This window comes from Kribbella swartbergensis, assembly GCF_054784135.1.
This window is the reverse complement of record NZ_BAAGPM010000014.1, coordinates 477,406-502,157: the sequence shown is the minus strand read 5'-3', so window position 1 is coordinate 502,157 and position 24,752 is coordinate 477,406. Positions and strand designations below refer to the sequence as shown.

The 24,752-nt window shown below is 70.2% G+C and carries 20 protein-coding genes and 1 pseudogene; 13 read left to right on the top strand and 8 right to left on the bottom strand.

The annotated features are described in order from the left end of the window. Positions 1 to 54: 54 nt before the first annotated feature. The 3 genes from ACYVOK_RS09305 to ACYVOK_RS09295 form a co-directional block, all read right to left on the bottom strand. Entirely contained in the window at positions 55 to 1,704 is a 1,650-nt protein-coding gene (locus tag ACYVOK_RS09305; RefSeq protein WP_460661876.1) for an FtsX-like permease family protein, read from the bottom strand. Continuing rightward, positions 1,701 to 2,399, bottom strand: a complete 699-nt coding sequence (locus tag ACYVOK_RS09300) for an ABC transporter ATP-binding protein (protein WP_460661875.1) — start codon at positions 2,397 to 2,399, stop codon at positions 1,701 to 1,703. The genes ACYVOK_RS09305 and ACYVOK_RS09300 overlap by 4 nt, the downstream gene beginning before the upstream one ends. A gap of 108 nt (positions 2,400 to 2,507) precedes the next feature. Next, positions 2,508 to 3,575 (bottom strand): P1 family peptidase, encoded by a 1,068-nt coding sequence (locus ACYVOK_RS09295; protein WP_460661874.1) that lies wholly within the window; start codon positions 3,573 to 3,575, stop codon positions 2,508 to 2,510. A 69-nt stretch (positions 3,576 to 3,644) separates the two neighbouring features. Between ACYVOK_RS09295 and ACYVOK_RS09290 the strand changes: the two genes are divergently transcribed. Next, positions 3,645 to 4,151 (top strand): DUF2087 domain-containing protein, encoded by a 507-nt coding sequence (locus ACYVOK_RS09290; RefSeq protein ID WP_460661873.1) that lies wholly within the window; start codon positions 3,645 to 3,647, stop codon positions 4,149 to 4,151. Here the strand turns inward: ACYVOK_RS09290 and ACYVOK_RS09285 are convergent. Then, positions 4,144 to 6,846 carry a bifunctional acetate--CoA ligase family protein/GNAT family N-acetyltransferase gene (locus ACYVOK_RS09285; protein WP_460661872.1) on the bottom strand — a complete coding sequence of 901 codons (2,703 nt, stop codon included), beginning with the start codon at positions 6,844 to 6,846 and terminating at the stop codon, positions 4,144 to 4,146. The genes ACYVOK_RS09290 and ACYVOK_RS09285 overlap by 8 nt on opposite strands. 41 nt (positions 6,847 to 6,887) lie before the next feature. Here ACYVOK_RS09285 and ACYVOK_RS09280 point away from each other — a divergent pair, with 41 nt between their 5' ends. The 4 genes from ACYVOK_RS09280 to ACYVOK_RS09265 are packed head-to-tail and all read left to right on the top strand — an operon-like array spanning position 6,888 to position 10,722. After that, the gene (locus ACYVOK_RS09280; RefSeq protein ID WP_460661871.1) at positions 6,888 to 7,934 is read left to right on the top strand and encodes an ArsB/NhaD family transporter; all 1,047 of its coding nucleotides are present in this window, start codon (positions 6,888 to 6,890) and stop codon (positions 7,932 to 7,934) included. A 22-nt stretch (positions 7,935 to 7,956) separates the two neighbouring features. Next, complete coding sequence (locus ACYVOK_RS09275) at positions 7,957 to 9,666, top strand: AMP-binding protein (RefSeq protein WP_460661870.1); 1,710 nt, start codon at positions 7,957 to 7,959, stop codon at positions 9,664 to 9,666. A 43-nt stretch (positions 9,667 to 9,709) separates the two neighbouring features. Continuing rightward, positions 9,710 to 10,477 carry an ABC transporter permease gene (locus ACYVOK_RS09270; protein WP_460661869.1) on the top strand — a complete coding sequence of 256 codons (768 nt, stop codon included), beginning with the start codon at positions 9,710 to 9,712 and terminating at the stop codon, positions 10,475 to 10,477. After that, a complete protein-coding gene (locus ACYVOK_RS09265) occupies positions 10,474 to 10,722 on the top strand; it encodes a DUF2630 family protein (protein ID WP_460661868.1) in 249 nt (82 codons plus the stop codon). The genes ACYVOK_RS09270 and ACYVOK_RS09265 overlap by 4 nt, the downstream gene beginning before the upstream one ends. 48 nt (positions 10,723 to 10,770) lie before the next feature. Here ACYVOK_RS09265 and ACYVOK_RS09260 read toward each other — a convergent pair whose 3' ends face one another. Genes ACYVOK_RS09260 through ACYVOK_RS09245 form a run of 4 tightly spaced genes read right to left on the bottom strand, consistent with a single transcriptional unit; the run spans position 10,771 to position 13,526 of the window. Beyond that, entirely contained in the window at positions 10,771 to 11,193 is a 423-nt protein-coding gene (locus ACYVOK_RS09260; RefSeq protein ID WP_460661867.1) for a TIGR03667 family PPOX class F420-dependent oxidoreductase, read from the bottom strand. A 21-nt stretch (positions 11,194 to 11,214) separates the two neighbouring features. After that, positions 11,215 to 11,625, bottom strand: coding sequence for a CoA-binding protein (locus ACYVOK_RS09255; RefSeq protein ID WP_460661866.1), 411 nt, complete (start codon positions 11,623 to 11,625; stop codon positions 11,215 to 11,217). 21 nt (positions 11,626 to 11,646) lie between these two features. Continuing rightward, positions 11,647 to 12,300, bottom strand: coding sequence for a LuxR C-terminal-related transcriptional regulator (locus ACYVOK_RS09250; protein ID WP_460661865.1), 654 nt, complete (start codon positions 12,298 to 12,300; stop codon positions 11,647 to 11,649). Further along, positions 12,282 to 13,526, bottom strand: coding sequence for a sensor histidine kinase (locus ACYVOK_RS09245; RefSeq protein WP_460661864.1), 1,245 nt, complete (start codon positions 13,524 to 13,526; stop codon positions 12,282 to 12,284). The genes ACYVOK_RS09250 and ACYVOK_RS09245 overlap by 19 nt, the downstream gene beginning before the upstream one ends. A gap of 138 nt (positions 13,527 to 13,664) precedes the next feature. On the opposite strand from ACYVOK_RS09245, the pseudogene ACYVOK_RS09240 reads away from it, so the two are divergent. The 8 genes and pseudogenes from ACYVOK_RS09240 to ACYVOK_RS09205 form a co-directional block, all read left to right on the top strand. Further along, positions 13,665 to 14,204, top strand: a pseudogene (locus ACYVOK_RS09240) (ABC transporter ATP-binding protein); the annotation flags it as partial. 253 nt (positions 14,205 to 14,457) lie between these two features. Beyond that, positions 14,458 to 16,395 carry an FtsX-like permease family protein gene (locus tag ACYVOK_RS09235; protein ID WP_460661863.1) on the top strand — a complete coding sequence of 646 codons (1,938 nt, stop codon included), beginning with the start codon at positions 14,458 to 14,460 and terminating at the stop codon, positions 16,393 to 16,395. Positions 16,396 to 16,549: 154 nt separating this feature from the next. Continuing rightward, entirely contained in the window at positions 16,550 to 19,012 is a 2,463-nt protein-coding gene (locus ACYVOK_RS09230; RefSeq protein WP_460661862.1) for a DNA gyrase/topoisomerase IV subunit A, read from the top strand. Positions 19,013 to 19,016: 4 nt separating this feature from the next. Then, positions 19,017 to 19,727 (top strand): LppX_LprAFG lipoprotein, encoded by a 711-nt coding sequence (locus ACYVOK_RS09225; protein ID WP_460661861.1) that lies wholly within the window; start codon positions 19,017 to 19,019, stop codon positions 19,725 to 19,727. Beyond that, positions 19,724 to 21,397: an MFS transporter gene (locus ACYVOK_RS09220; RefSeq protein WP_460661860.1), complete on the top strand. Its 1,674-nt coding sequence runs from the start codon at positions 19,724 to 19,726 to the stop codon at positions 21,395 to 21,397. Before ACYVOK_RS09225 ends, ACYVOK_RS09220 begins: the two co-directional genes overlap by 4 nt. 46 nt (positions 21,398 to 21,443) lie before the next feature. Further along, positions 21,444 to 22,385 (top strand): sucrase ferredoxin, encoded by a 942-nt coding sequence (locus tag ACYVOK_RS09215; protein ID WP_460661859.1) that lies wholly within the window; start codon positions 21,444 to 21,446, stop codon positions 22,383 to 22,385. Then, the gene (locus ACYVOK_RS09210) at positions 22,382 to 22,882 is read left to right on the top strand and encodes a beta-class carbonic anhydrase (protein WP_460661858.1); all 501 of its coding nucleotides are present in this window, start codon (positions 22,382 to 22,384) and stop codon (positions 22,880 to 22,882) included. Before ACYVOK_RS09215 ends, ACYVOK_RS09210 begins: the two co-directional genes overlap by 4 nt. Further along, positions 22,882 to 24,750: a beta-L-arabinofuranosidase domain-containing protein gene (locus tag ACYVOK_RS09205; protein ID WP_460661857.1), complete on the top strand. Its 1,869-nt coding sequence runs from the start codon at positions 22,882 to 22,884 to the stop codon at positions 24,748 to 24,750. The genes ACYVOK_RS09210 and ACYVOK_RS09205 overlap by 1 nt, the downstream gene beginning before the upstream one ends. Positions 24,751 to 24,752: the final 2 nt, after the last annotated feature.

Below are 24,752 nucleotides of genomic sequence, written 5' to 3'. Positions count from 1 at the left end.
CTCATCCTCGCACGACCCGGTCCACGCCAGATTTCCCCTTGTGGACAACCGCGATCAGTTCGCACTTGCCTTCCGCAGCACCGGTGCACCGGCGGCACCCGCGACGGCGACCAGCACCAGGCCGGCCACGACCTGCCCGATCAGCAGCAGAAGGCCCGAATTCCCTTGGGTGACGACCTTTCCGCCGCTCAGCGCCAGTCCGCAGAGCGCGCCGAACCCGACCACCGGCAGCCCGACGCCGATCACCGGTACGACGGCGGCCAGCCGAGCCGACCGTTCGATCACCGACAGCGGCACACCGGATCGCCGCAGCGCCCGGGCCGGGCCTGCCTGGTCCAGCGCCGTGCCGACCGCTCCGGCCGCAGTCGAGGCGGCCACCGTCAGGAACACCAGCGCCAGCAGCAGCGCCACCCCGATGCGCAGGTCCTGGTACGTCGGATCGTCGTCACCAGGCGGCATGAACACCGAGAGGAAACCGGTGACGAAGCCGCTCAGCACCAGCGCAGCCACCGGCCGGAACGCACCTTTGGGGTCGTCGGCGAGCCGTCGCCCGGCCAGCAACGCCACCGGACCGTTGGCGAGGTTCGCCAGCATCTTGCCGATCACCTGCACCGCCCACGGGCCGATCACGCGTACGGCGAACGCGGCCAGGCCGATCCCGATCAGCAAAGGCAGAAGGGCTGCCTGCATGCCGTAGTACGCGAGCACCACTGGTCCGACCAGCAGGAGCCCGAGCCGCAGAGCGCTGGTCGCCTTGCGGGTCTGACCACGGACGACGCCCAGCGGGGTGATGCTGACGCGCCCGAGCCCGATGAGCGCGCTGATCACCGAAAGCACGGGTACGGCGGCCAAGACGACGAGCACGTTCCACCAGCTCACCGTGATGTCGGACACGAACCAGCGACCGCCACCGAGCGGGATACGGGCGATCAGTGGTGTCAGAACCGTGTAGCCGACCAGACCGACGACTGCGCCGGCCAGACCGAGCACGGCCTGTTCCACCGCACTCAACCACAGCACCTGGATCCTGGTGGCGCCCGCGAGCCGCAGTGCGGCCAGGCGATGCTCACGACGCTTGGCAGCCACTCCTGCCGCTTGCCCGACCAGGCTGAGCAGTGGGAACAGCACCAGAGCGATGCCGAAGGCAACTGCGATCAGCAGGCCGACCATCCGGCTGTCCATCACGTCCTCGCGCCAACTGTCGACGTACTGCGGGTGTTCCCCGACGGCGCTGGCTGCGACACCGCGGATGAGCACCAGCTCTTCCGGTGACGACAGACCCTTGTCACTGATCACGCCGGTCGGCTGCGCGACGCCGTACTCCTTGCTGAGACTGGACCAGTGCTTGGCGAGCTCTGGTGAGACGAAGACCTCTCCCGGCTTCGGTGCGCGGTCGAGACCGGGCGGCGGCGGGAGCTCGTTGGTTCGGAGGGTCGCAAGGTCGAGGCGGAGCATCGGGAGGCCGTCGACCTTCAGGTCGTCGTCCTGGTTGATGGCTCCGATCGCGGTCGCCGGGTCCGCCTTGTCGCCGCTGCGCCAGCCGATCCGGTCCGACCGATGGACCAGGCCGAGCGATCCGGCGATCAGGAAGGTGACGAGCAGGGAGACCACCGCCGTGGCGCCCAGAGCGGCCAGGTTTGCCGCGCGGCCGCCCGGGCCGGGGCGGCGGACGAACCGCAGCCCGAGTTCGGTCATCGGGTTCATCGCTCGGCTCCCAGGGACTCGCTCACGCGACCGTCGACGATCCGCACCACCCGATGGCAGCGCGCCGCGACCGCGTTGTCGTGGGTGACGACGACCACCGCCGCACCGCGGTGCGTGGCGGCGCCGACCAGCAGATCGATGACCTGGGCACCGGTCGCCGCGTCGAGAGCGCCGGTCGGCTCGTCGGCGAAGACAGCCTGCGGTTCGCCGACCAGGGCGCGCGCGATGGCGACGCGCTGCGCCTGACCGCCGGACAACTCCCCCGGCCGGCGACCGGCTTCCGCGGACAGGCCGACCTGCGCGAGCATCATGCGGGCGCGGCCGATCGCGTCGCGCCGGCTGACGCCGTCGACCATCAACGGCAGGGCAACGTTCTCGTCGGCGGGCAACTCGGCGAGCAACTGGTTGTCCTGGAAGACGAACCCGAGCCGGCGCCGGCGCAGTACCGTCCTGGCGGCATCGTTCAGCTGATCGACCCGCTCACCGGCCAACCACACCTCGCCTTGGTCCGGCGTGAGGATGCCGGCCAGGACGTGCAGGAGAGTGGTCTTGCCGTTGCCGCTCGGGCCCATCACGGCGAGTGCCTCGCCCGACCGTACGGCGACGTCGACACCGGCCAGACCGACCACGTCGCCGTAGTACTTGACCAGCCCATGACCGCTCAGGACAACCTGTTGGGGACTCTGAAAGCTCATGCTGCAGAGCCTTTCGCGCACCGGCGCCGGGATCGTCGGACCACAGGCCGGTACTGCCCTCGTCTTCCGGCGCCCTTCGTCGCGGGTTCGTAGTACTGCAGTCGTACGTCAGCCGGTCCGGAAGGCTGACGGGTAGGCGTCCCGGTAGCTCAGGATCTGGCCGGCCGGTGTCTCGACGGTCTCCGCGCTCAGCATCGCGTGGACGACGGCTCGCGACAGCGTCCGGGCGCCGGCGGTGTAGACGGTCTCGAGTTGGGCGAGTACGGCCGGGTCGGTGACGCTCAGCCGGGGCCGGTCGTCGTCCGGGGTCCGGGTCGACAGCGCGAAGACGCTGTCACCGTCGACCAGCGTGTGGATCGGGTCGATGGCCCGGGCGAGTCCGTCGTGCGCGACCATCGCCATCCGCTTGGTCGCCGCCTTGTCCAGCGGTACGTCGGTCGCGACCACCGCGATGACCGTGTTCATCCCGGAACTCGGGCCGGGGATCAGGTTCCGGCCGGGCGTAACCAGGGCCGGCTGCTCGGTCGGTGTCCGCAGGTGGGTGAACTCGTCGCCGAGGCCGAACCGGGCGCCGTACAGCCGCCCCTCGGCGTCCACCGCCGAGCCGGCCGCGTTCACGATCACCAGCGCGCCGACCGTCGTACCGTCGTCGAGCCGGACGCTGGCCGAGCCGACGCCGCCCTTGAGTGAGCGCGCCCGGGCGCCGGCACCCGCCCCGTGGTTGCCAAGGGCAACGGGACCGTCGGTGGCGGCTGCGATCGCGTCGGCACCCCAGGACGGCTCGGGACGAGCCTGGAAGTCACCGCCCCGGCCCAGGTCGAAGATCACCGCCGCCGGCACGATCGGTACGACGTCGCGCTCCCCCGGGCCGACCCGTACCCCTTCGCCGCGTTCCTCCAGCCACCGCATCACACTGCCCGCGGTGTCCAGGCCGTACGCACTGCCACCGGTCAGCACGACCGCGTTCGCGCCGGGATTCGAGTTCACCGGCTCGAGCAGATCCGTCTCCCGGGTCCCCGGTGCGCCGCCACGCACGTCCACTCCGGCCACCGCCGTACCAGGGACGTGGACGACCGTCGTCCCGGTCAGGTACGGCGCCTCCACCCGCTCGACCTGGCCGACCAGAACCCCAGGAACATCGGTGATCGCGTTGTGCGGACCCGGCGTCATCGTCATGCGCCCTGTTTAGCATTCCGCCTAGCATTCCGCCGAAATCCGGTTGCGGCGAACAATACCGTGGAAGCCATGAACGCTGCTCTGCTCTGTGGGTTGCTGGCCGAACCGTCGAGGCTGCGGACGTACTCCGCCGTCGTCCTCGGCGCCACCACTCCCGAGCAGGTTGCCGGAAGCACCGGACTGCCCGCGCCCGTCGTACACAAAGCCCTGCAGCGGCTGGCCAAAGGCGGTCTGATCACTGACTCACCGGATGGGCTGCGAGCCGACGTGGACGCGTTCAAGGACGCCGTACGGCAAGGACAGCCGGAGCGCGAACCACTGGACCCGGACCCGGATCGGGACGCCGTACTGAAGTCGTTCATCCGGGACGGGCGGCTGACGGTCCTCCCGACCGTGCCGGCGAAGTTCCGGGTCGTGCTGGAGTACATCGTCGAGAGCTTCGAGCCCGGCCGCAGCTACCCCGAGGCCGAGGTCAACGAGATCCTCAACCGTTGGCACCCGGACCACGCCACGCTGCGCCGGCGACTCGTCGACACCGGCCTGTTGAGCCGGACAGCCGGCATCTACGTCAGGTGAGCCGGCGGGCCGGGGTGTCCTGACGGGGCTTCTCGTTCGGGGCGATGCGGATCGACGTGTCGAGCACCGTGGCGCCCTTGGCTGCGACCAGGACCGAGCGGAGGTCGAGTTTGACGACCTCCTCCAGGTCCAGGGTCAGCCGGGAGACGCGATGCAGCAGGTCCTCGATCGCGGAGATGTCGACCGGGTCGGTGCCGCGGTAGCCGTAGAGCATCGGCGCCGCCCGGACCTCGCGGACCATCTCGGCCGCGTCCCGCGTGGTCAGCGGCGGCATCCGGTAGGAGCGGTCGCCGAGCAGGTCGGTCGCGACACCGGACAGGCCGAAACTCACGACCGGCCCGAAGGACACGTCCTCCAGTGCCGAGATCACCACCGGCACACCCGGCGGCGCCATCTTCTGGACGACGAACTGGGCGCGACTCGGGTCGGACGCGACCCCGAAGGTCCGGGTCATCTCGGCCCAGGCCTCGCGCATGTCGTCCTCGTCGTGGATGTGCCGCCAGATGTCGGCCAGGTCCGGCCGCATCCGCCACTGCTCGGCGGTCGCCTTCAGGATCACCTCGAAGCCGAGGTCCGCGGCCCGCTGCACCGCCTCGTCGGCACTCTGGACCGGGAAGGCGGGGAGCACGGAGATGCCGTAGAAGCTGAGCAGCAGCTGCCGGTCCTCGTCGTTCAGGTCGGCGCCGTTCGGGTGCCGCTGCAGGTACTCCGCGACGAAGTCCTCGGCCGCCCGGGTGTCCACGTCGGGCAGGTCCGGGATCCGGCTGTCCGACCGGCGCCGCCATTCCGCGTACTGCGTCGCCTTGGCCAGCGCACCCACGGCGTACTGAGGGTTCAGGAACGACGGGATCGAGCCGCGGGCCGCACCGCCGTCGGCGTCCGGCACCCGCAGCTCCTCGGGCACGCTGCGCGAGGCGAGGAACGTGGACACGACCGGCTTGTCCGACCCCGCGGCGGCCGCGGCCAGCACCTGCGCGACCTCGGCGCCGTTCGCCTGCACGGGCGGGGTGTAGATCACCACGATCGAGTGCACCCGGTCGTCGGCGAATACCTCCGCCAGCGCGGCACCGAAATCCTCCGCCGTCGCGTCCGCGCTCAGGTTGCGCGGAGCCCCCGCCACCTCGAGCCCGCAGCCGGCCATCGTGTCGAGGGCGAGCAGCGTCAAGGCGTCCGAGTTGCTGACGATCGCGACCCGGCGCCCCTTCGGCAGCGGCTGGTGCGCGAGCAACTGGGCCACGTCGAACAACTCACCGGTGGTGTCGACGCCGATCAGCCCGCTCTGCCGGAACATCGAGTCGATCGTTGCTGGCGGCAACTGGCTGCGCCGGACCATCTGGCCCAGCGGCACCCCCTGGGTGGCCCGGCCCGATTTCAGCGCCACCACCGGCTTGCGGCGGGCCAGCCGGCGCGACACCCGGCTGAACTTGCGCGGATTGCCCAGCGACTCCAGGTACAGCAGCACCACCTCGGTCGCGTCGTCGGAGTACCAGTACTGCATCAGGTCGTTGCCGGAGACATCGGCCCGGTTGCCCGCCGAGACGAAACTCGACAGGCCCAGGCCACGCCGGACCATGTCGGCCAGGATCGGCACGCCGAGCGCGCCGGACTGGCAGAAGAACGCCACCCGGCCCCGGCTCGGCATCAGCGGCGAGAGCGTCGCGTTCAGCGACACCCCGGGCGCGGTGTTGATCAACCCGAGCGCGTTCGGCCCGATCACCCGCATCCCGTACGACCGGGCCAGGCCGGCCAGGTACCGCTGCCGTTTCCGGCCCTCGTCGCCGATCTCCGCGAACCCGCTCGACACCACGACCAGCCCGCGCACCCCCTTCGCCGCGCAGTCGAGGACCACGTCGGCGACCATCTCGGCCCGCACCGCGACGACGGCCAGGTCGATCGTGCCGTCGACGTCGCGGATCGCCGGGTACGCCGGGACGCCCTCGATCTCGTCCGCGTCGGAGTCGGTGTTCACGGCGTACAGGCGGCCGGTGAAGCCGCCGTCGCGCAGGTTGCGCAGCAGCGCGTTGCCGATCGAGCCCTCCCGCCGGCTGGCTCCGATCACCGCGACACTCGACGGTGTCAGCAGCCGCGCGATCGACAGGGCCTCGGACCGCTGCTCACGGGCCTGCATCACGCCGAACGACGTGTCGGTCGGCGCGATGTCGAACTCGACCATGATCACGCCGTCCTCGAACTCCCGCGCGACCTTGTAGCCGGCCTCGGTGAAGACGGTGATCATCTTGCGGTTGTCCGGCAGCACCTCGGCGACGAACCGGGCGATGCCGTTCTCCCGGGCCGCCTGGGCGAGGTGCTCGAGCAGCAGCTGCCCGAGGCCGCGGCCCTGGTGCGCGTCCTCGATCAGGAACGCGACCTCGGCGGTCCGCCGCCCGGTCCGCTCGTACCGGCCGACGCCGATCATCTCGTTGCCGACGGTGACGATCAGTGCCAGCCGGTCGTGGTAGTCGACCTGCGTGAACCGCGCCACATCCCGGTCGGACAGCTGGGGATACGGGGCGAAGAAGCGGTAGTACTTCGACTGTTCGGACACCCGTGCGTAGAACGCGACCAGCAGGTCGGCGTCGTCCGGAGTGATCGGCCGCAGGTGCGCGGTGGCGCCGTCGCGCAGTACGACGTCCGCCTCGAACTCGGCCGGGTATCCGGCTGGAGGCGGGGAGTCATACTGGTCCGGCGGAGTCACTCGGCCAGCGTACTCAAACACCCTGACGGGAGGTCGTGAATTTGGCCGAGCGGATCGCGCCGGTGCTGGTGTTCCTGATCGCTGTCACCGCCATCGCGGAGTTGGCCGACAAGGCGAAAGTTTTCGACGTCGCGGCGCGGGAGGCCGCCCACCTGGCGCGCGGCCGGGTCTGGCGGCTCTGGCTGCTCGTCGTCGCGCTCGCCACCGGGTTGACGATCGTCCTGTCCCTGGACACCTGCGCGGTCCTGCTGACGCCGGTGGTGCTCGCAATGGCCCGTCAGCTCGGCATCCCGCCGAAGCTGTTCGCCTTCACCACGGTCTGGCTGGCCGGGACGGCCTCGCTGTTGCTCCCGGTGTCGAACCTCACCAACCTGCTCGCCCTGCACCAGTTCCGCCGGCTCGACGCCGATTTCGTCGCGGTGAGCTGGCGGCCGGCGATCGTGGCGATCCTGATCACGGTCGCTGTGCTGGCCGTGTTGTTCCATCGCGATCTGCGCCGGACGTACTTCGTACCGCCGGCTCCGCACGTGGACGACAAGGTCCTGTTCTGGGGATCGGCCACGGTGTGCCTGCTGCTCGGACCGGCCTTCGTGTCCGGGATCGACGTCGCCTGGCCGGCCGGCGCCGGGGCGATCGTGCTGGTGGCGTTGTTCGCGGTACGACGGCCGGCCGTGCTCAGCTGGTCGCTGATCCCCGTGAAGCTCGTCCTCACGGTGACCGGCCTGTTCCTCGTCGTCGGTTTCCTGTCCGACCACGGCCTGCAGACGATCCTGAGCCGGATCGCGGGCAGCACGTCCGAGCTGCGGTTGAGCGCGACCGCGGCCGTCGGGGCGAACCTGGCCGACAACCTGCCCGCCTACCTCGCGATGGAGCCGGTGGCGGCCGACGACCCGCACCGGATGATGGCCCTGCTGATCGGGGTCAATTGCGGCTGCCTCCTCACGCTCTGGGGTTCCCTGGCCACCCTTCTGTGGCGAGCCCGCTGTGACGCCGCCCGGGTGGACATCTCCTGGTGGTCGTTCCTCTGGCGCGGGCTGATCCTCACACCGCTCGTCGTCGCGGGGTGCGTGCTCGCGCTCCCCGGGTAATGTGCCTGGGTAATGTGCGGGCATGGCTACGGAGCGGAGTACGCAGGACGTCACGCGGGAGTTCCGGGCGGCCCGGGACTTCCTGGTCGCGCACCGGGAGGACTACGAGACGGCGTACCGGGACTTCAGCTGGCCGGTGTTCGACCGGTTCAACTGGGCGCGGGACTGGTTCGACGCGCTGGCGGTCGAGCAACCCCAGGTCGCGGCCCTGACCATCGTCGAGGAGGACGGCGAGGTCAACTCCCGGACGTACGCCGAGATGGCCGAGCGGGCCCGCCGGGTGGCCGGCTGGCTCACCCAGGCCGGCCTGCAACCGGGCGACCGGGTCCTGATCGTGCTCGGCAACACCGTCCCGCTGTGGGAGGTCATGCTCGGCTGCATCCGGGCCGGTGCGGTGATGATCCCCGCCACCACGCTCCTCACCGACGCCGACCTCGCCGACCGGATCCAGCGCGGCGGCGTCCGGGTCGTGGTCACCAGCAGTGCGGACACCGGCCGCTACGCCGGGATCGTCGACCACTGCATCCGCGTCGCCGTCGGCGAGCCCGTGGACAACTGGCTCCACTACGACGACTCCGCGCAGTACGACGGTCCGGTGCCCGAGGTGGACACCGCCGCCAACGATTCCCTGCTGCTCTACTTCACCTCGGGTACGACGAGCCAGCCGAAGCTGGTCGAGCACACCCAGGTCAGCTACCCGGTCGGCCACCTGTCGACCATGTACTGGATCGGCCTGCAGCCGGGCGACGTCCACCTCAACGTCTCCTCCCCCGGCTGGGCGAAACACTCCTGGAGCAACGTCTTCGCCCCGTGGAACGCGGGTGCCACCGTCTTCCTCTACAACTACACCCGGTTCGACGCCGAGAAGATGCTGCAGGTCCTGCAGACGTACGGCGTGACGACGTTCTGCGCCCCGCCGACGGTCTGGCGGATGCTCATCCAGGCCGACCTGGCCGCCGTGAAGGTGCAGCTCCGCGAGTGCATCTCGGCCGGTGAGCCGCTCAACCCCGAGGTGATCGAGCAGGTCCGCAACGCCTGGGGGATCACCATCCGGGACGGGTACGGCCAGACCGAGACGACCGCGCAGATCGGCAACCCGCCCGGCCAGCCGGTGAAGCTCGGTTCGATGGGCCGCCCGCTGCCCGGGTACACGATCGCGCTGATCGACCCGGCCACCGACGAGATCGGCGACGACGGCGAGATCTGCATCGAACTGGCGCCCGCCCCGGTGGCGCTGATGCGCGGCTACCGCGACGCCCGCGAGCTCACCGCCGAGGCGATGCGCGGCGGCTACTACCACACCGGTGACGTCGCGCGCCGCGACGAGGACGGCTACATCACCTACGTCGGCCGCTCCGACGACGTGTTCAAGGCCAGCGACTACCGCATCTCGCCGTTCGAGCTGGAGTCGGTGCTGATCGAGCATCCCGCGGTCGCCGAGGCGGCCGTCGTCCCGTCGCCCGACCCGGTCCGGCTCGCGGTTCCCAAGGCGTACGTCGTCCTGGCCGCCGGGTACGAGCCGTCACGGGAACTGGCCGGGGAGATCCTGCGGTTCTGCCGCCAGAACCTCGCGCCGTACAAGCGGATCCGGCGGATCGAGTTCGCCGAACTGCCGAAGACCATCTCGGGCAAGATCCGCCGGGTCGAGCTCCGGACGGACGAGGCAACCAAGGTGAACCGCGGCCGGCCCGGTGAGCACGCGTACGACGAGGCCGACTTCACGGAAGGGTGAGTCACGGCGCAGCGGCCGCGGACCCGCGTGCTGAAATGGGCGGATGTCTTTCGACACCGGGCTGGGGCTCGCGGCGGTCGTCGTCCTGCCGCTGCTGATCGCGATCGGGGTCGGTGCGTCCCGGTACGCCGGGCTGCGGCACGACAAGGGCATCGTCACAGCCGCTCTGCGTGCCGTCCTGCAGCTGACCGCGGTCGGACTCGTCGTCGGCGCCGCTCTCCGGCACACGCTGGGCGCGATCGCGTTCGTGCTGGTGATGTTCGTCGTCGCCACGATCACCAGCACCCGCCGGATCCACCAGACCGCGGTGATCCCGCGGCAGTGGCTGTACTGCGCGACCGCGATCGGCTCCGGGGCGTTCGCCGTTCTGCTGCTGCTCATCCTGCCCGGCGTGGTGCCGCGGAACCCGGCCACGATCCTGCCGATGGGCGGCATCATCGTCGGCGGCACGATGACGGCCACCACGCTGGCCGGCCGCCGGGTGCTCAACGAGTACGGCACCCGGTACGGCGAATTCGAGGCCGGACTGTCGATCGGGCTGCTGCCGCGCGACGCGTTCAAACTCGTGGTCGGGCCGGTCGCCGGGGACGCGCTGCTGCCCGCCCTCGATCAGACCCGGACCGTGGGGCTCGTCTCGCTGCCCGGGGCCTTCGTCGGGATGGTGCTCGGCGGCGCGTCGCCGACCGAGGCAGCGGCACTCCAGCTCGTCGTCCTGATCGGGCTGGTCGCGAGCGAGGCCCTGGCGATCCTCACCATCACCGAACTGCTCGCCCGCTCGTCCCTTCCCGACGGGCGTACGGTTTCCTCATGACCGATGACAAACCCATCTTCAGCCGGATCGACGAACTGGTCGCCGAGGAGCACGACCTGCGCACCAGGCACGCCGCCGGCCAGATCGCGAACGAGGACGAGCAGGCCCGGCTGCAGGCCCTCGAGGTCGAGCTCGACCGGTGCTGGGACCTGCTGCGCCAGCGCCGCGCCAGGCGCGAGTTCGGCCAGAACCCCGACGACGCCGAGCCCCGCTCCGCCGACACCGTCGAGGGCTACCTGAACTGACCGGCACCGATGCCCTCCCAATGGCGACCGGGAGGGCATCGGACTCGTTCAGAAGCCGCGGAGCTTGTCCGGGGTGATGCGGATGAGCACCGAGTAGTCGGCGTGGAACTGCTCGTTCGTCATGCCCAGGTGGGCGATGTCGTCGCCGTACTTGTTGTTGTACGCCGCGAGCGCTTCACCGCTGATCGGGTTGTCGTCGATGACCGCCGTACCGCTGATGACGCCGACGTCGCCCCCGGTGTGGGTGGCGTTGAAATTCACCGAGACCCGCGGGTTGGCGGCGATGTTGCGCAGCTTGGGCTTGTCCGGCTGGCTGCTGATCAGCACCTGGTCGTCGTACCAGAGGAACCAGACCGGGTTCGGCGCCGGGGTTCCGGACCTGCCGACGGTGGTGAGCCACACCACCCGCTCGTCGTCCAGCTGCCGCGCGATCCGTTTGCCGAACTCGGTGGACGTGTCGATCGTGATCATCAGGCCCCTTCAGGGTCGTGGTCAGGACGGACCCAGGCGTCCCCACTCGATCGCCGGGCAGCGGTTCATCACCATCGTCAGTCCCGCCGCCGTCGTCCGGGTGTAGGCGTCCGGATCCACTACATCCAGCTGGAACCACACCGCCTTGGCGTTGATTCCCACCGCCTGGTCCGCGATGTCGCCGGCCAGCTCCGAACGCACGAACACGTCCACGCAGTCCACCGGGAACGGGATCTCGGCCAGCGTCGCGTAACCCCGCTCGCCGTGCACGGTCTCCGCCGACGGGTGCACCGGCACGATCCGTTTGCCGTGGCCCTGCAGGAACCGCGCGACGCCGTACGCCGCCCGGCTGGTGTTGTTCGACAACCCGACCACGGCCCACGTCTGGCACTCGGCGAGGATCTTCCGGATGTCCCGGCTATCACTGTCCATGCCCCGATCCTCCCCCGCGGCTCAACCCCGCAAGTACGTGAGGACGGCGGACACCCGGCGATCGAGACCGTCGTCGAGTCGCAGCTTCGCGAAGATGTTGCCGACGTGTTTGCGGACGGCGGCCTCGCTCACCACCAACTGTTCCGCGATCGAGGCGTTCACCCTGCCCTCCGCCATCAGCGCCAGCACCTCCAGCTCCCGCGGGGTCAGCGCGGACAGCGGACCGTCGTTGCGCCGGCGCGCCAGCAGCTGCCGGACCACCTCGGGGTCGACCACGGTCCCGCCGTCGGCCACCCGGTCGAGCGACTCGAGAAACTCCGCGACGTGCCCGACCCGGTCCTTCAGCAGGTACCCGATCCCACCGGTGGTTGTCTCCAGCAACGAGGAGAGATACGCGTCGGCGACGTACTGCGACAGCACCAGGATCCCGATCGACGGCAGCTCGACCCGGATCGCGGCCGCCGCCCGCAGGCCCTCGTCACTGTGCCCGGGCGGCATCCGGACGTCGGTGATCACCACATCCGGCGGTTCCTTGCGTACGACGGCCAGCAGCGTGTCGGCGTCTCCGACCGCGTCTCGCACCTCGTGGCCGGCGCGGTCCAGGATGCTGGCCAGGCCCTCCCGCAACAACAGCGAGTCTTCGGCCAGCACGATGCTCAGTCGCCGAGTCGGCACGGGCACTCCATCCTCAGTCGAGTCGGCCCACCGGATGGGCTGTCGATGTCGAGTGTGCCTCCCAACGCGTCCAGTCGGGTCACCAGCCCGGTGAGTCCCGTCCCGGCTCCCGTCCTGGCGCCGCCGACGCCGTCGTCGGTGATCGTGATCACCAACCGGTCCCGCTCGACCCAGCCGATCACCTCGCAACTGGTCGCCTGAGCGTGTTTGGCGACGTTCGCCAGCGCCTCACTGACGACGAAGTACGCCGCCGCCTCGATCGGCGCCGGCAGTCGCGACGGCAGCGTCAGCTCGACCCGCACCGGCAGCGGGCTCCGGTCCGCCACCTCGAGTACGGCGGCCTCCAGCCCGTGGTCGACGAGAACGCGCGGGTGGATACCGCGGACCGCCTCCCGCAGATCGGCCAGTGCCGCCTCCGCTTCGCTGTGCGCCTTCACGACCAGCCGCTTGCCTTCGCCGTCCGGCAGGTCGAGCTCGGCCAGACCGAGCGTCATGGTGAGGCCGACCAGCCGCTGCTGGACACCGTCGTGCAGGTGCCGCTCGATCCGCGCGCGCTCGGTCTCGAACGCGTCGACAAGGTCCAGCCGGGAGCGGCGCAGGTCTGCCAGGTTCCTCTGGAGTTCGACCTGGCGCGGCCCCAGCATCGCCTTCGCCAGCGCTGCCTCCGCACCGGCGACGACCCCGACCAGATAGGAACTGACCACGTAGAAGACCGGACCGAAGCAGAGCAGGAAGATGAACCCCTCCTGCGCGCTGTCCAGGATCCATGGCCCCATGCCCATCTCTTCGCCGTCGGCGATCACCGGCGCGGCCAAGGTGATGCCCAGGACGGTCGCGCTCAGCCCGGCCACCAAGGCACTGAGCGGCCAGACGAAGACCCCCAGCATGAACCCGTACCCGAGCGCCCGCAGTGAAGCCTGCTCCCGGCGCCGGAACTTGAGCTTCTCCCGCAGTGACAACGACTCCGGCATGGCAGCGTGCGGGCTGCTGATCCCCTCGATCAGCACCAGACCCGCCCGCCACCGCTCGATCCGGCCGATCACCACGCCGATCAACGGGAACATCATGATCAACACGATCCCAATCAGGATCGGGCTCAGCACCGCACTGGCGGCGGCCAGGCCGACGAGTACGGCGATCGACAGCACACCGACCGGCACCGAGGTGAACAGGTACGCGTAGCTGCGCCACGGCCAGGACGACACCAGGTAACGCGGCGACGCCATCGCTCCCCAGGTTGTGAGAGGTCTTTCCACGACCTCACCCTAGGTCGGGGGCGGCCTGCGGAACGGTAGCGTGCGCGCTACTCCGAGTCTCTTCTGTGGGCCAGGGTGCGCACCGGCGCATTCCGGTGTGCTGGTTGCATGACCGCTACCGCGCCGACGTACCCGAGCGTCGCACCCACTGAACCGCCGGCACTGCTGCTGGACGGCATCACCAAGACCTACCGATCCAAGGCCGGCGCGGTCGACGCGCTGCGAGGCGTCACGTACCACTTCCAGCGCGGCTCGTTCACCGCCGTGATGGGTCCGTCCGGCTCCGGCAAGTCCACCCTGCTGCAGTGTGCGGCCGGGCTCGACCACCCCACGAACGGCACCGTCGTCCTCGGCGGAAAGGACCTTCGCGGGCTCAACGAGGTCGCACTCACCAAGCTGCGCCGGGCAGAGATGGGCTTCGTCTTCCAGGCGTACAACCTGCTGCCGTCGCTCACCGTCTACGACAACGTCGCACTCCCCCTCCGGCTGACCGGTCGCCGCCCGAACCGGAACGACGTACACCGGGTCCTCGAGCAGGTCGGACTGCAGGGCAAGGCGAAGCACCGGCCGGCGGAACTGTCCGGTGGACAACAGCAGCGGGTCGCGATCGCGCGGGCGCTGATCACCCGGCCGTCGGTCTTCTTCGCCGACGAACCGACCGGCGCGCTGGACAGCGCGACCAGCCGGCAGGTGCTGTCTTTGGTGCGCGAAGCAACCGACCGGGCCGGCCAGACGGTCGTCATGGTCACTCACGACCCGGTCGCGGCGGCGTACGCCGATCGAGTGCTGTTCCTGTCCGACGGGCTGATCTCGGGCCACCTCGACCGCGGTACGCCGGCCCAGATCGCCGCCGCGATGAGTTCGCTGGAGGCCCGGCCGGGGCGACGGGGTGGGGAAGGAAATGACCCAGCTGTTCCACCTGAGCCGCCAAACGGTCAGCCGCCACCGTTCCCTGTACGCCGGTTCGTTCGTCGCGCTGGCGCTCGGCGTCTTCCTGCTCGGGCTCGCGGCCACCGCGACCGCGGCCACGATCGCCTACCGCGGACCGCTCGCCGACAGCATGACCGTGACGACGCTCGGCGGCCACGACACCGCACCGACCCAGGTCCGGGTACCGCTCACGGACGCCGACGTCTCCGGATTGCAGACCGTACTCAGCATGGTCGGCACGCTCGCCGGGTTCATCACGATCTTCGTCATCGCCAGCACCTTCGCCTTCGCGGTCGCGGCCCGCCGCCGTGAGCTCGGCCTGCTCCGGTTGATCGGCGCCACGCCGGCCCAGGTACGGCGCATGGTCCTCGGCGAAGCCTTCGTCGTCGCACTCGCCGCCGCCCTCACCGGAGCGGTTCTCGCCCAGTTGGCGACTCCGCTGGTGCTGAGCAAGGCGTCGTACACGGAGTTGGCGCCGGTCAAGCTCGAGCCGGCCTCCCCGTGGGTTCCACTGGCGATCGCGGTAGGTGTCGGGCTGCTGGTGGCGATGCTCGGCGCCCGGTCGGCGGCGCGTCGCGCCGCGCGGGTCGGTCCGATCGACGCGCTGCGCGAGGCGGCGCTGGAACCACCCCGGATCGGGCCGGTGCGCATCGTCTTCGGCATGCTCTTCCTGGCCGGATCGATCACGCTGCTGACGCTGATCCGGCCGTCGACCGGCGAGGGCGCGATCCCGCTGGCGATGTTCACGCCGATGCTGCTGGTGATCGCGCTGACGCTGCTCGCGCCACTCGTCGTCCCGTGGATCAGCCGGCTCTGGGCGCTGCCGTTGACCGCGTGGACCCGGGTCTCCGGTCTGCTCGCGCGCAGCAACGTGATCGCCGCCCCCCGCCGCAGCGCCTCACTCGCCGCCCCGATCCTGGCCATCTCGGCGATCGCCGGCTCGATGGTGCTCAGCCTCAGCTTCGCCGCCGACGGCGCGGAGGCGACCATCCGCGACACCGTCCGCGCACCCGTCGTGGTGACCGGTACGCCCACCCTCGACTCGGTCCCCGGGGTAGCCGTTGCCGACGCCGGAGTGCCGCTTCAGTTCGTCCGGATCGCCCACGACTACGCCGAACTCGAGGATGCCGAGGGCATCGATCCGGCCGTCGCGGTCAGGACCCGCCGGCTGACGCCACTGTCCGGCGACCTGACCCGGCTCACCGGCAATACCGTTGCCGTGAGCAAGGAAGTGGCCGGGTTGGAGAACTACCGGGTCGGCGACGAGGTCGCGGTGACGTTCCTGGACAAGACCGCGGCCAAGCTGCGGATCGTCGCGATCGTTCCGGACGCGTTCGGCGTGCACCCGTCCTTCCTGGTGCCCATCGATCTCGCCCGCAGACACGCCCCGGAGGCCGAACCCGAACGGATCTTCGTTCTGCCCGATCCCGGCGTCGACCTGCTCAGCACGATCGACAACGCCGTACCGGCGGCCGAGTGGAAGGCGGAACAGGCGCAGGGCGTCCGCGACGGGAACCGGCTCGGGCTGGTCCTGCTGCTCGGGCCGGCCGCGCTCTACAGCGCGATCGCGATCGCCAACAGCCTGCTGATGGGCAGCCTGCAGCGGCGGCACGAGTTCATCACCTCGCGGCTGCTCGGCGCCACTCCGGCCCAGATCCGCCGGATGGTGCTGTGGGAGTCGTCCCTGGTCGCGGCGGTCGCGCTCAGCCTCGGTACGGCGATCACGGTCACGGTCGGGGTCCTGCTCCGGCACGCGATGACGGCCGGGATGACCGACGTACCGGTGACGGTGCCGTGGGCTGTCCTGCTGGGTGTCGCCGGAATCTGTCTGACCCTGGCGGTAGGGTCCGCTCTGGCCCCGACGGCGTACATCCTGCGCCGGTCGCAGCCGTCCGCGGCGGTGGAATGACAACCGGCCAGTGAACTGGTCTGGACCGGTCGCGGCGACTGTCTCGGCAGGATGGCGGGTCGTGGCCGGGCAAACCACCGTTCACCAGGGACAATGGGCACGGCGCCGGACCGTCGCGGCGCCGTACCGGTTAATCGAGGAGCAGTAAACCCGTATGGCACGCCGTTCGAGCACCACCGCCGAGCCCGAGGACTTCGAGGAGCGCATCCTCGACGTCGACGTCTCCGACGAGATGCGCACCAGCTTCCTGGAGTACGCCTACTCGGTGATCTACTCCCGGGCGCTGCCGGACGCGCGGGACGGGCTGAAACCGGTCCAGCGGCGGATTCTGTTCTCGATGGCGGAGAACAACATCCGCCCCGACCGCGGCCACGTGAAGTCGGCCCGCGTCGTCGGTGAGGTGATGGGTAAGTACCACCCGCACGGCGACGGCGCGATCTACGACGCCCTGGTCCGGACCGCGCAGCCGTGGTCCATGCGGGTCCCGCTGATCGACGGGCACGGGAACTTCGGCTCGCTCGACGACGGCCCGGCCGCGATGCGGTACACCGAGTGCCGGATGGCGCCGCCCGCGCTGGCGATGACCCAGGGCCTGGACGAGAACGTCGTCGACTTCCGGCCGAACTACGACGGCCAGGAGGAAGAGCCGTCGGTGCTGCCGGCCGCCTTCCCGAACCTGCTGGTCAACGGCGCGGCCGGGATCGCGGTCGGGATGGCGACCAACATGGCGCCGCACAACCTGGTCGAGGTGGTTCAGGCGCTGCGGCACCTGATCAAGACCCCGGACGCGGACCTGGACGACCTGATGCGGTTCGTGCCCGGCCCGGACCTGCCGACCGGCGGCAAGATCGTCGGCCTGGAGGGCATCAAGGACGCCTACGCCACCGGCCGCGGCAGCTTCAAGATGCGCGCCACCGCCCGGATCGAGAACGTCACCCCGCGGCGCAAGGGCATCGTGGTCACCGAGCTGCCCTACATGGTCGGCCCGGAGAAGGTGATCGAGAAGATCAAGACCCTGGTCCAGGCCAAGAAGCTGCAGGGCATCGCCGACATCAAGGACCTGACCGACCGGACCAACGGCACCCAGCTGGTGATCGAGGTCAAGAACGGCTTCGTCCCGGAGGCCCTGCTGGAGCAGCTGTACAAGCTGACCCCGCTGGAGGACTCGTTCTCGATCAACGCGGTCTGCCTGGTCGACGGACAGCCGCGCACGCTGGGTCTGAAGGAGCTCCTCGAGGTCTACCTGGACCACCGGTACGACGTCGTCCGCCGGCGCAGCGAGTTCCGCCGGACCAAGGCCCAGGACCGGCTGCACATCGTCGAGGGCCTGCTGATCGCGATCCTGGACATCGACGAGGTGATCCAGGTCATCCGGACCAGCGAGGACTCCGCCGAGGCCCGGGCCCGGCTGATCGAGATCTACGACCTGTCCGAGGTACAGGCCAACTACATCCTGGACATGCCACTGCGCCGCCTGACGAAGTACTCCAAGCTCGAGCTGGAGACCGAGAAGGGCGAGCTGGAGCGCGACATCGAGGCCCTGACCGCGATCATCGAGGACCCGAAGCTGCTGCGGAAGACGGTGTCCGACGAGCTGGCCGACGTCGCCAAGACCTACGGCACGCCGCGCCGGACTGTGCTGCTGGAGTCCTCCGGGGCGACCAAGACCGCGGCCGTGCCGCTCGAGGTCTCCGACGACCCCTGCTGGGTGCTGATGAGCTCGACCGGCCTGCTCGCCCGGACCAACGGCGTCGAGCCGTTCGGCACCGGCGACACCCGGGCCAAGCACGACGCGATCGTGTCCGCGGTGAAGAGCACGGCCCGCGGTCAGTACGGCCTGATCACCAGTGCCGGCCGGTTGATCCGGCTCGAGTCGCTCGACCTTCCCGCCGTACCGACGACCGCCAACGCGCCGAACCTGCAAGGCGGTGCACCGGTGGCCGAGTTCGTCTCGCTGGAGCACGGTGAGCGGGCACTCGCGCTGACCACGATGGAGCCCGACTCGGTCGGTGTCGCCCTGGGTACGGCGGGTGGCGTGGTGAAGCGGGTCGTGCCCGACCACCTGAGCAACCGCGACGCCTGGGAGATCATCCGGCTCAACGACGGCGACGAGGTCGTCGGGGCGATCGAGCTGGCCACCGGCGACGAGGAGTTGTGCTTCATCACGTCGGACGCGCAACTGCTGCACTTCCCGGCGTCCGCCGTCCGTCCACAGGGCCGGACCGCGGGCGGTATGGCCGGCGTCCGGCTCGGCAACGGCGCGAAGGTCGTGTTCTTCGGGGCCGTCGACAGCAGCCGGGAGGCGCACGTCGTCACCGTCGCGGGCTCGTCGTCGGCGCTGCCGGGGACCGAGGTCGGCGCGGTCAAGGTGACGCCGTTCAGCGAATACCCGGGCAAGGGCCGCGGCACCGGTGGTGTCCGGTGCCAGCGGCTGCTCAAGGGTGAGGACGGACTCCTGCTCGGATTCGTCGGCGCGGCCCCGGTCCGCGCGAGCGCCAGCAGCGGTGCGCCGGTGGAGCTGCCGCCGATCGACCCGCGGCGTGACGGTTCCGGCGTACCGGTTGCGCAACCGATTGCCGCCTGTGCTCCGGACAGCGTCAGTTACATGGCAGGCTGACCATATGAAGAGACTGCTCGCGCTCGGCGCGGTGCTGGTGCTGACGCTCGCAGGCTGCAGCGACGACAAGCAGGACACCGACGGCGGCAACGGCCGGTCCGGTGACGATCCGGTCGCGCTGCTGACGGAGGTCAAGAAGACCATCGACGAGGCCGCCAGCGTGCACATCGTGCTGACCGGGCGGGACCTGCCGGAGAACGCGCAGGCGCTGGTCAGCGGCGACGGGGTGGCCACGCACGCGCCGGCGTTCAAGGGCAAGCTCACCGTGCGCATGGCCGGCTCGCCGATCGACGCCGAGGTGGTCGCGGTCGGCAGCAAGGTGTTCGCGAAGCTGCCGTTCACGACCAAGTTCAGCGAGCTGCCGCCGTCGCAGCTGGCGGCGATCGGTGCGCCCGATCCGGCGGTCCTGCTCGATCCGTCGAAGGGTCTCACCTCGGTGCTGCCGACGCTGAAGGACCCGAAGATCAGGGGTGAGACCCGGGACGGCGCCAAGGTGCTGACCGAGGTCACCGGCGCGGTCCAGGGCAAGTCGCTGCAGGGCATCTTCCCCAAGGCGCCGGCCGACCAGGACTTCCCGAGCACCTTCAAGATCGACAAGGACACCAAGCAGTTGGTGTCGGCAACGATCACCGGCCCGTTCTACGACGGCGCCACCAGCAGCTACGACGTGACCCTGGACCGGTACGGCGAACAGGTCGAGATCACCCGGCCGTGAGCGCCGACTCCCTCGTCGGCACCCCGAGGGTCCGCCTGACGCTCGCCTCGATCGCGGTGGCCTTCGCGGCTGCCGACACCTACGTCGTCGTCCTGGCGTTGCCGGACATGATGTCCGGGGTCGGCCTGTCCGCCGACGAGTTACAGCGGGCGGCGCCGATCATCTCCGGGTTCCTGCTCGGGTACATCGCCGTACTGCCGCTGATCGGCCGGATCGCCGACGTCGTCGGTCGTACGCCGGTCCTGGTCGGAGCGCTGCTGCTGTTCGCCGTCGGGTCCCTGATCACTGCCGGGGCGTACGACCTGTCCCTGGTGGTGACCGGGCGCTTCCTGCAAGGCGTCGGCGGTGGCGGGCTGGTTCCTGCCACGCTCGCGCTGGTGGCTGATCTGTGGCCGGCTGACCGGCGCGGGCTGCCGCTCGGGGTCGTCGGCGCGGTGCAGGAAATCGGGTCGGTGCTCGGGCCGCTGCTGGGTGCTCTCGTTCTCGCGGTGGCCGACTGGCGGTACATCTTCTGGCTGAACCTCGTCGTCGCGGTCGTGCTCGCGGTACTGCTGCGCGGCCTGCGTCCACCACCGCTCTCGGCCGCGGTCGGCATTCTCGCCTGCGTGGCCCTCGGCCTCACGCTCACCGCACCGGAACGGTTGGCGACCGGCGTCACGCTCGGCCTCCCCTTCGTGCCCTTCTCCGGCGATTCCCGTCTGCTCACGCCGATCGGCGTCGTCACCGCCGTACTCCTGCTGCTCTGGGTCGTGCTTCTGCTTCACGGCGCCCGGCTGCGGGCGACGCTGGCGCAGGTCGACCTGGTCGGGGCCGTGCTGCTCGCGCTGGCTCTGGCCGGCGTGGTGCTCGCGTTTGCGACTGCCGAGCCCGAGCGTGAGTTGATGGCACCGGCCGGACCGTGGTTGCTGGCCGGCGCCGCGGTGTTCGCCGTGGGCTTCGCCGTCTGGCAACGGGGTACGGCGCGGGCCATCGTGCCACGCGGGTTGCTGGCGGCCCGGCCGGCCTGGGGATCGCTCGTCGTCAGCTTCCTCGTCGGCTGCGCGTTGATCGCAGCCCTGGTCGACGTGCCCGTGTTCGCACGGACCACCCAGGGCGGTGGTCAGTTGGCGGCGGCGTTGGTGCTACTGCGGTTCCTGATCGCGTTGCCGATCGGTGCGGTCGTCGGCGGCTGGCTGACCCGACGCTACGGACTCGGGCTGATCACCGGCGCCGGGCTCGCGTTGGCCGGGGCGATGTTCGTGGTGATGGCCTTCTGGGGCCGCGACGCGCTCGATCACTGGCCGGCGAGCGTCGTACTGCTGCTGTGTGGGTTCGGGTTCGGGCTGGCGTTGTCACCGGTCAATACGGCCATGCTCGGCGCCACTCCCCCGGACAGCCACGGCCTGGTCAGCGCACTGGTCGTGGTCGCGCGGATGGTCGGCATGCTGGTCGGCGTCTCCGCGCTCACCGCGATCGGGCTGCGCCGGTACTTCGCGATCGTCGACGACATCCCGTCCCCGAACGAACTGTGCCCGTCCGCACCCGCTTCGTGCCGTCCGTTCGTCGACGCGCTCCGGGACGCCGCCGTTTCACAAGTTCACGCGATCTTCGCCGGCGCCGCCGCCTGCGCCTTCCTGGCCGCCCTCCTGGCGGTCCTCCTGCTCGGCCGACGTGGCGTTGTGCACAGATGATGGTCATCGTGCCGGACACCCGGCTCGACTGTCGTACGGTGAAGGCGTGACCGCGAAACTCGACGCGACCGGCCGGGCCGGGCTGTGTTCGACGTTCTGCCGCGAGTTGCGTGAGCCGCTCCCCGGTACGGCGGTGGTCGCCGGCGGCTGGCTTGTCGTCGAGCAACCCGGTCCATGGGGTGCGAAGGCGCCGACGCAAAGTCATCTCGACCCCGAGTTCGGTGGCGCGATCGACGAGGCCTGCAAGAAGGCGGACGTCCGGTTCGGGCTGATCCGCTCCCCCGGCCGGCACCCGGACACGGTCGTCCGGTCCCATCAGGTGTACGTCGCCTCGACCACACCCGGCCGGACCTGGCTGCTCGGTGCCGCCGTGACCGACCCGCTCGAGCTGCGCGGTCTGGACCTGAGCGCGGTCGGCCGAGGCGACCTGGATGCCGTCGTCCAGTCGTTCCCCGCACTGACCGCCGTCGACGAGCCGGTGATGCTGGTCTGCACGAACGGGAAGCGGGACGAATGCTGCGCCCTGCTCGGACGGCCGTTGGTCACCGCGCTCGCCGCGGTCGCGCCCGGCCGGGTCTGGGAGGCGAACCACCTCGGCGGGCACCGGTTCGCCCCGACCGCGACCTTGCTGCCCGCCGGCACGATGCACGGTCACCTGACTCCCCAGACCGCGGTCGCGGTGCTGGAGGCAGCGGCTCGCGGCGAGACCGTGCTGACCGGGCTGCGTGGCCGGTCGACGTGGACCAAACGCGGTCAGGCCGCGGAAATCGCCGTACGCCGATTGACCGGCGAGCTCGCGCTGGACGCCCTCAGTGTCGTGGGCGAGGACCTCGGGACCGTCACTGTCGTCCATCGCGACGGCCGCTCCTGGACCGTCCCGGTCACCAGCGCACCCGCCGATCCACCTCGTCCGGAGTCCTGCGGAAAGGAGCCGTTCGCCATGTCGATCCTGCATGCCGGAACACCAGTGCCGGGTGATGCCCGATGACGACCAGCGGATTCGAGGACCTGCTGGCGGCCAACGCCGACTACGCCGCCGACTTCGCCTACGGCGGCTTCGACGGTATCGCCCACGCCGGCATCGGAGTCGTCACCTGTATGGACTCGCGCATCCCGCCACTGGAGATGCTCGGGCTCAAGCCCGGTGACGCGAAGGTCCTGCGCAGCGCGGGCGGCCGGGTCACCGAGGTCACCCTGACCGGGCTCGTGCTCGGCGTCCAGCTGCTCGGCGTCCGCCGCATCATGGTCATCCCGCACACCCGCTGCGCGATGGCCGCGATGTCCGAGGGCGAGCTGCGCGCCAAGGTCGAGGCCGCCGCGGGCAAGCCGGCCGGCTACCTGCCGATCCACGTCATCCCCGACCAGCTCGAGGCGCTGCGCCACGACGTCACCGCCGTCCGCGAGCACCCGCTGATCGGCGAGGACATCCTGGTCGGCGGCTTCATGTACGACGTCGACACCGGCCGGCTCACCCAGATCGTCTGATGGCGGCCCCCACCCTCAGCCCGCCGGCGCTCCGCCCGTTGCCGCTGGCAACTCTCCGGCCGGCCGGGTGGCTGCTGGAGCGGCTGCGCCTGCAGGCCTACGGGATGGCCGGGCACCTGGACGAGTTCTGGCCCGACGTCGCGCGCAGCGGCTGGATCGGCGGTGACGCCGAAGGCTGGGAACGCGGGCCGTACTGGCTCGACGGCATCACCGGCATCGCGTACCTGCTCGACGACGAGCGGCTGAAGGCGAAGGTTCGGCGCTGGGTCGACCACATCCTCGCGCACCAGCACCCGGACGGCTGGTTCGGGCCGCGCTCGGGTGAGGCGACCTACGCCGACCACGACGTCTGGCCGCGGATCATCGTGCTCAAAGCCCTCCTGCAGCACCTCGACGCGACCGGCGACAACCGCGTGGTCCCGGCAGCGCTGCGGTTCCTCCGGCTGCTCGACGTACTCCTGGACGATTGGCCGCTGCAGGAGTGGGCGCGGTCGCGATGGACGGACATCGTCTGGGTCGTCAACCAACTGCACGACCTGACCGGCGAGGAGTGGCTGCTCCCGCTGGCGGACAAGTGCAGGAAGCAGGGCTTCGACTGGTTCACGTACGCCGACGACCTGCCGTTTCGGGAGAAGGTGCCGGAGGCAACGCTGCTGGCGATGAAGCAGGAGCACAACGGCAACTGGATGAACGACGTCTACCTGTCGTCCCACGGCGTCAACGTCGCGATGGGTTTAAAAGCCATGCCGGTCTGGTGGCGTCATGACCCGACCGTCGACCAGCGGGCTCGCCTTCTGCACCTGATGGCTGCGTTGGACGAACACCACGGCCTGCCGAGCGGTCTGTTCACCTGCGACGAGCACCTGGCCGGCCGTCACCCGAGCCAGGGCACGGAGACCTGCACCGTCGTCGAGCACCTCGCGTCACTCGAGGTCGCGCTCGAGACCTGGGGCGCCGTCGAAGCGGTCGCCGACCGGGTCGAGCGGCTCGCCTTCAACGCCTTGCCCGCGAGTACGGCGCCGGACGAATGGAGCCACCAGTACGTCCAGCAGTCCAACCAGGTGATCTGTCACGTCACCGAGGACCGGGTTTACACCAACAACGGTCCGGACGCGAACGTCTTCGGCCTCGAACCGCACTTCGGCTGTTGCACAGCGAACCGCCACCAGGGCTGGCCCCGTTTCACCACCCACCTCTGGATGCGCGCCGACGACGGCGCTCTCACCGCGCTGTCCTACGCGCCGTGCTCGTTCGAGTACGACGACCTGTCGGTCGACGTCTCCACGGCGTACCCCTTCGAGGACGACGTCACGATCACGGTCAGCGGCTCGGGCGTCGTACCGCTGAACCTTCGGATCCCCGCGTGGGCGACCGAAGCGACCCTCGACGGCGAACCTGTTGCCGCCGGCACCGTTCACCAGGTACGCCGGGACTGGTCCGGCGGACGGCACGTCGTACGACTGCACCTGCCGGCCGCGATCAAGGCGGTCCCCCGCCCGGCCGACGCCATCACGCTCGAACGCGGACCGCTGGTGTTCTCCCTCGCCGTACCCGAGAAGTGGACCAAGATCGGCGGCGAAGAACCCCACGCCACGTACGAGGTTCACCCGACGGCTCCCTGGAACTACGCGATCGAGCAGGACGACATCCGGCTCGTACGCCGACCGGTCGGCGAGCATCCGTTCACGCAGTCGCCCCTTCATCTGCTGGTCAAGGGACGCCAGGTGCCGGACTGGACGCTCGAGCACGGCGCGGCTGCCGCGCCCCCGGCCAGCCCGGTCACCACGACCGCCGCCTCCGAAGACCTGACCTTCGTCCCCTACGGCTGCACGAACCTCCGCGTCACCGAGCTTCCCTGGACGCGCTGATC

Excerpts from the sequence above, each read along its gene's own strand:
- ACYVOK_RS09305 (WP_460661876.1), bottom strand. The coding sequence starts at position 1,704 with ATGAACCCGATGACCGAACTCGGGCTGCGGTTCGTCCGCCGCCCCGGC.
- ACYVOK_RS09300 (WP_460661875.1), bottom strand. The coding sequence starts at position 2,399 with ATGAGCTTTCAGAGTCCCCAACAGGTTGTCCTGAGCGGTCATGGGCTG.
- ACYVOK_RS09295 (WP_460661874.1), bottom strand. The coding sequence starts at position 3,575 with ATGACGATGACGCCGGGTCCGCACAACGCGATCACCGATGTTCCTGGG.
- ACYVOK_RS09290 (WP_460661873.1), top strand. The coding sequence starts at position 3,645 with ATGAACGCTGCTCTGCTCTGTGGGTTGCTGGCCGAACCGTCGAGGCTG.
- ACYVOK_RS09275 (WP_460661870.1), top strand. The coding sequence starts at position 7,957 with ATGGCTACGGAGCGGAGTACGCAGGACGTCACGCGGGAGTTCCGGGCG.
- ACYVOK_RS09270 (WP_460661869.1), top strand. The coding sequence starts at position 9,710 with ATGTCTTTCGACACCGGGCTGGGGCTCGCGGCGGTCGTCGTCCTGCCG.
- ACYVOK_RS09265 (WP_460661868.1), top strand. The coding sequence starts at position 10,474 with ATGACCGATGACAAACCCATCTTCAGCCGGATCGACGAACTGGTCGCC.
- ACYVOK_RS09260 (WP_460661867.1), bottom strand. The coding sequence starts at position 11,193 with ATGATCACGATCGACACGTCCACCGAGTTCGGCAAACGGATCGCGCGG.
- ACYVOK_RS09255 (WP_460661866.1), bottom strand. The coding sequence starts at position 11,625 with ATGGACAGTGATAGCCGGGACATCCGGAAGATCCTCGCCGAGTGCCAG.
- ACYVOK_RS09245 (WP_460661864.1), bottom strand. The coding sequence starts at position 13,526 with ATGGCGTCGCCGCGTTACCTGGTGTCGTCCTGGCCGTGGCGCAGCTAC.
- ACYVOK_RS09235 (WP_460661863.1), top strand. The coding sequence starts at position 14,458 with ATGACCCAGCTGTTCCACCTGAGCCGCCAAACGGTCAGCCGCCACCGT.
- ACYVOK_RS09230 (WP_460661862.1), top strand. The coding sequence starts at position 16,550 with ATGGCACGCCGTTCGAGCACCACCGCCGAGCCCGAGGACTTCGAGGAG.
- ACYVOK_RS09225 (WP_460661861.1), top strand. The coding sequence starts at position 19,017 with ATGAAGAGACTGCTCGCGCTCGGCGCGGTGCTGGTGCTGACGCTCGCA.
- ACYVOK_RS09210 (WP_460661858.1), top strand. The coding sequence starts at position 22,382 with ATGACGACCAGCGGATTCGAGGACCTGCTGGCGGCCAACGCCGACTAC.
- ACYVOK_RS09205 (WP_460661857.1), top strand. The coding sequence starts at position 22,882 with ATGGCGGCCCCCACCCTCAGCCCGCCGGCGCTCCGCCCGTTGCCGCTG.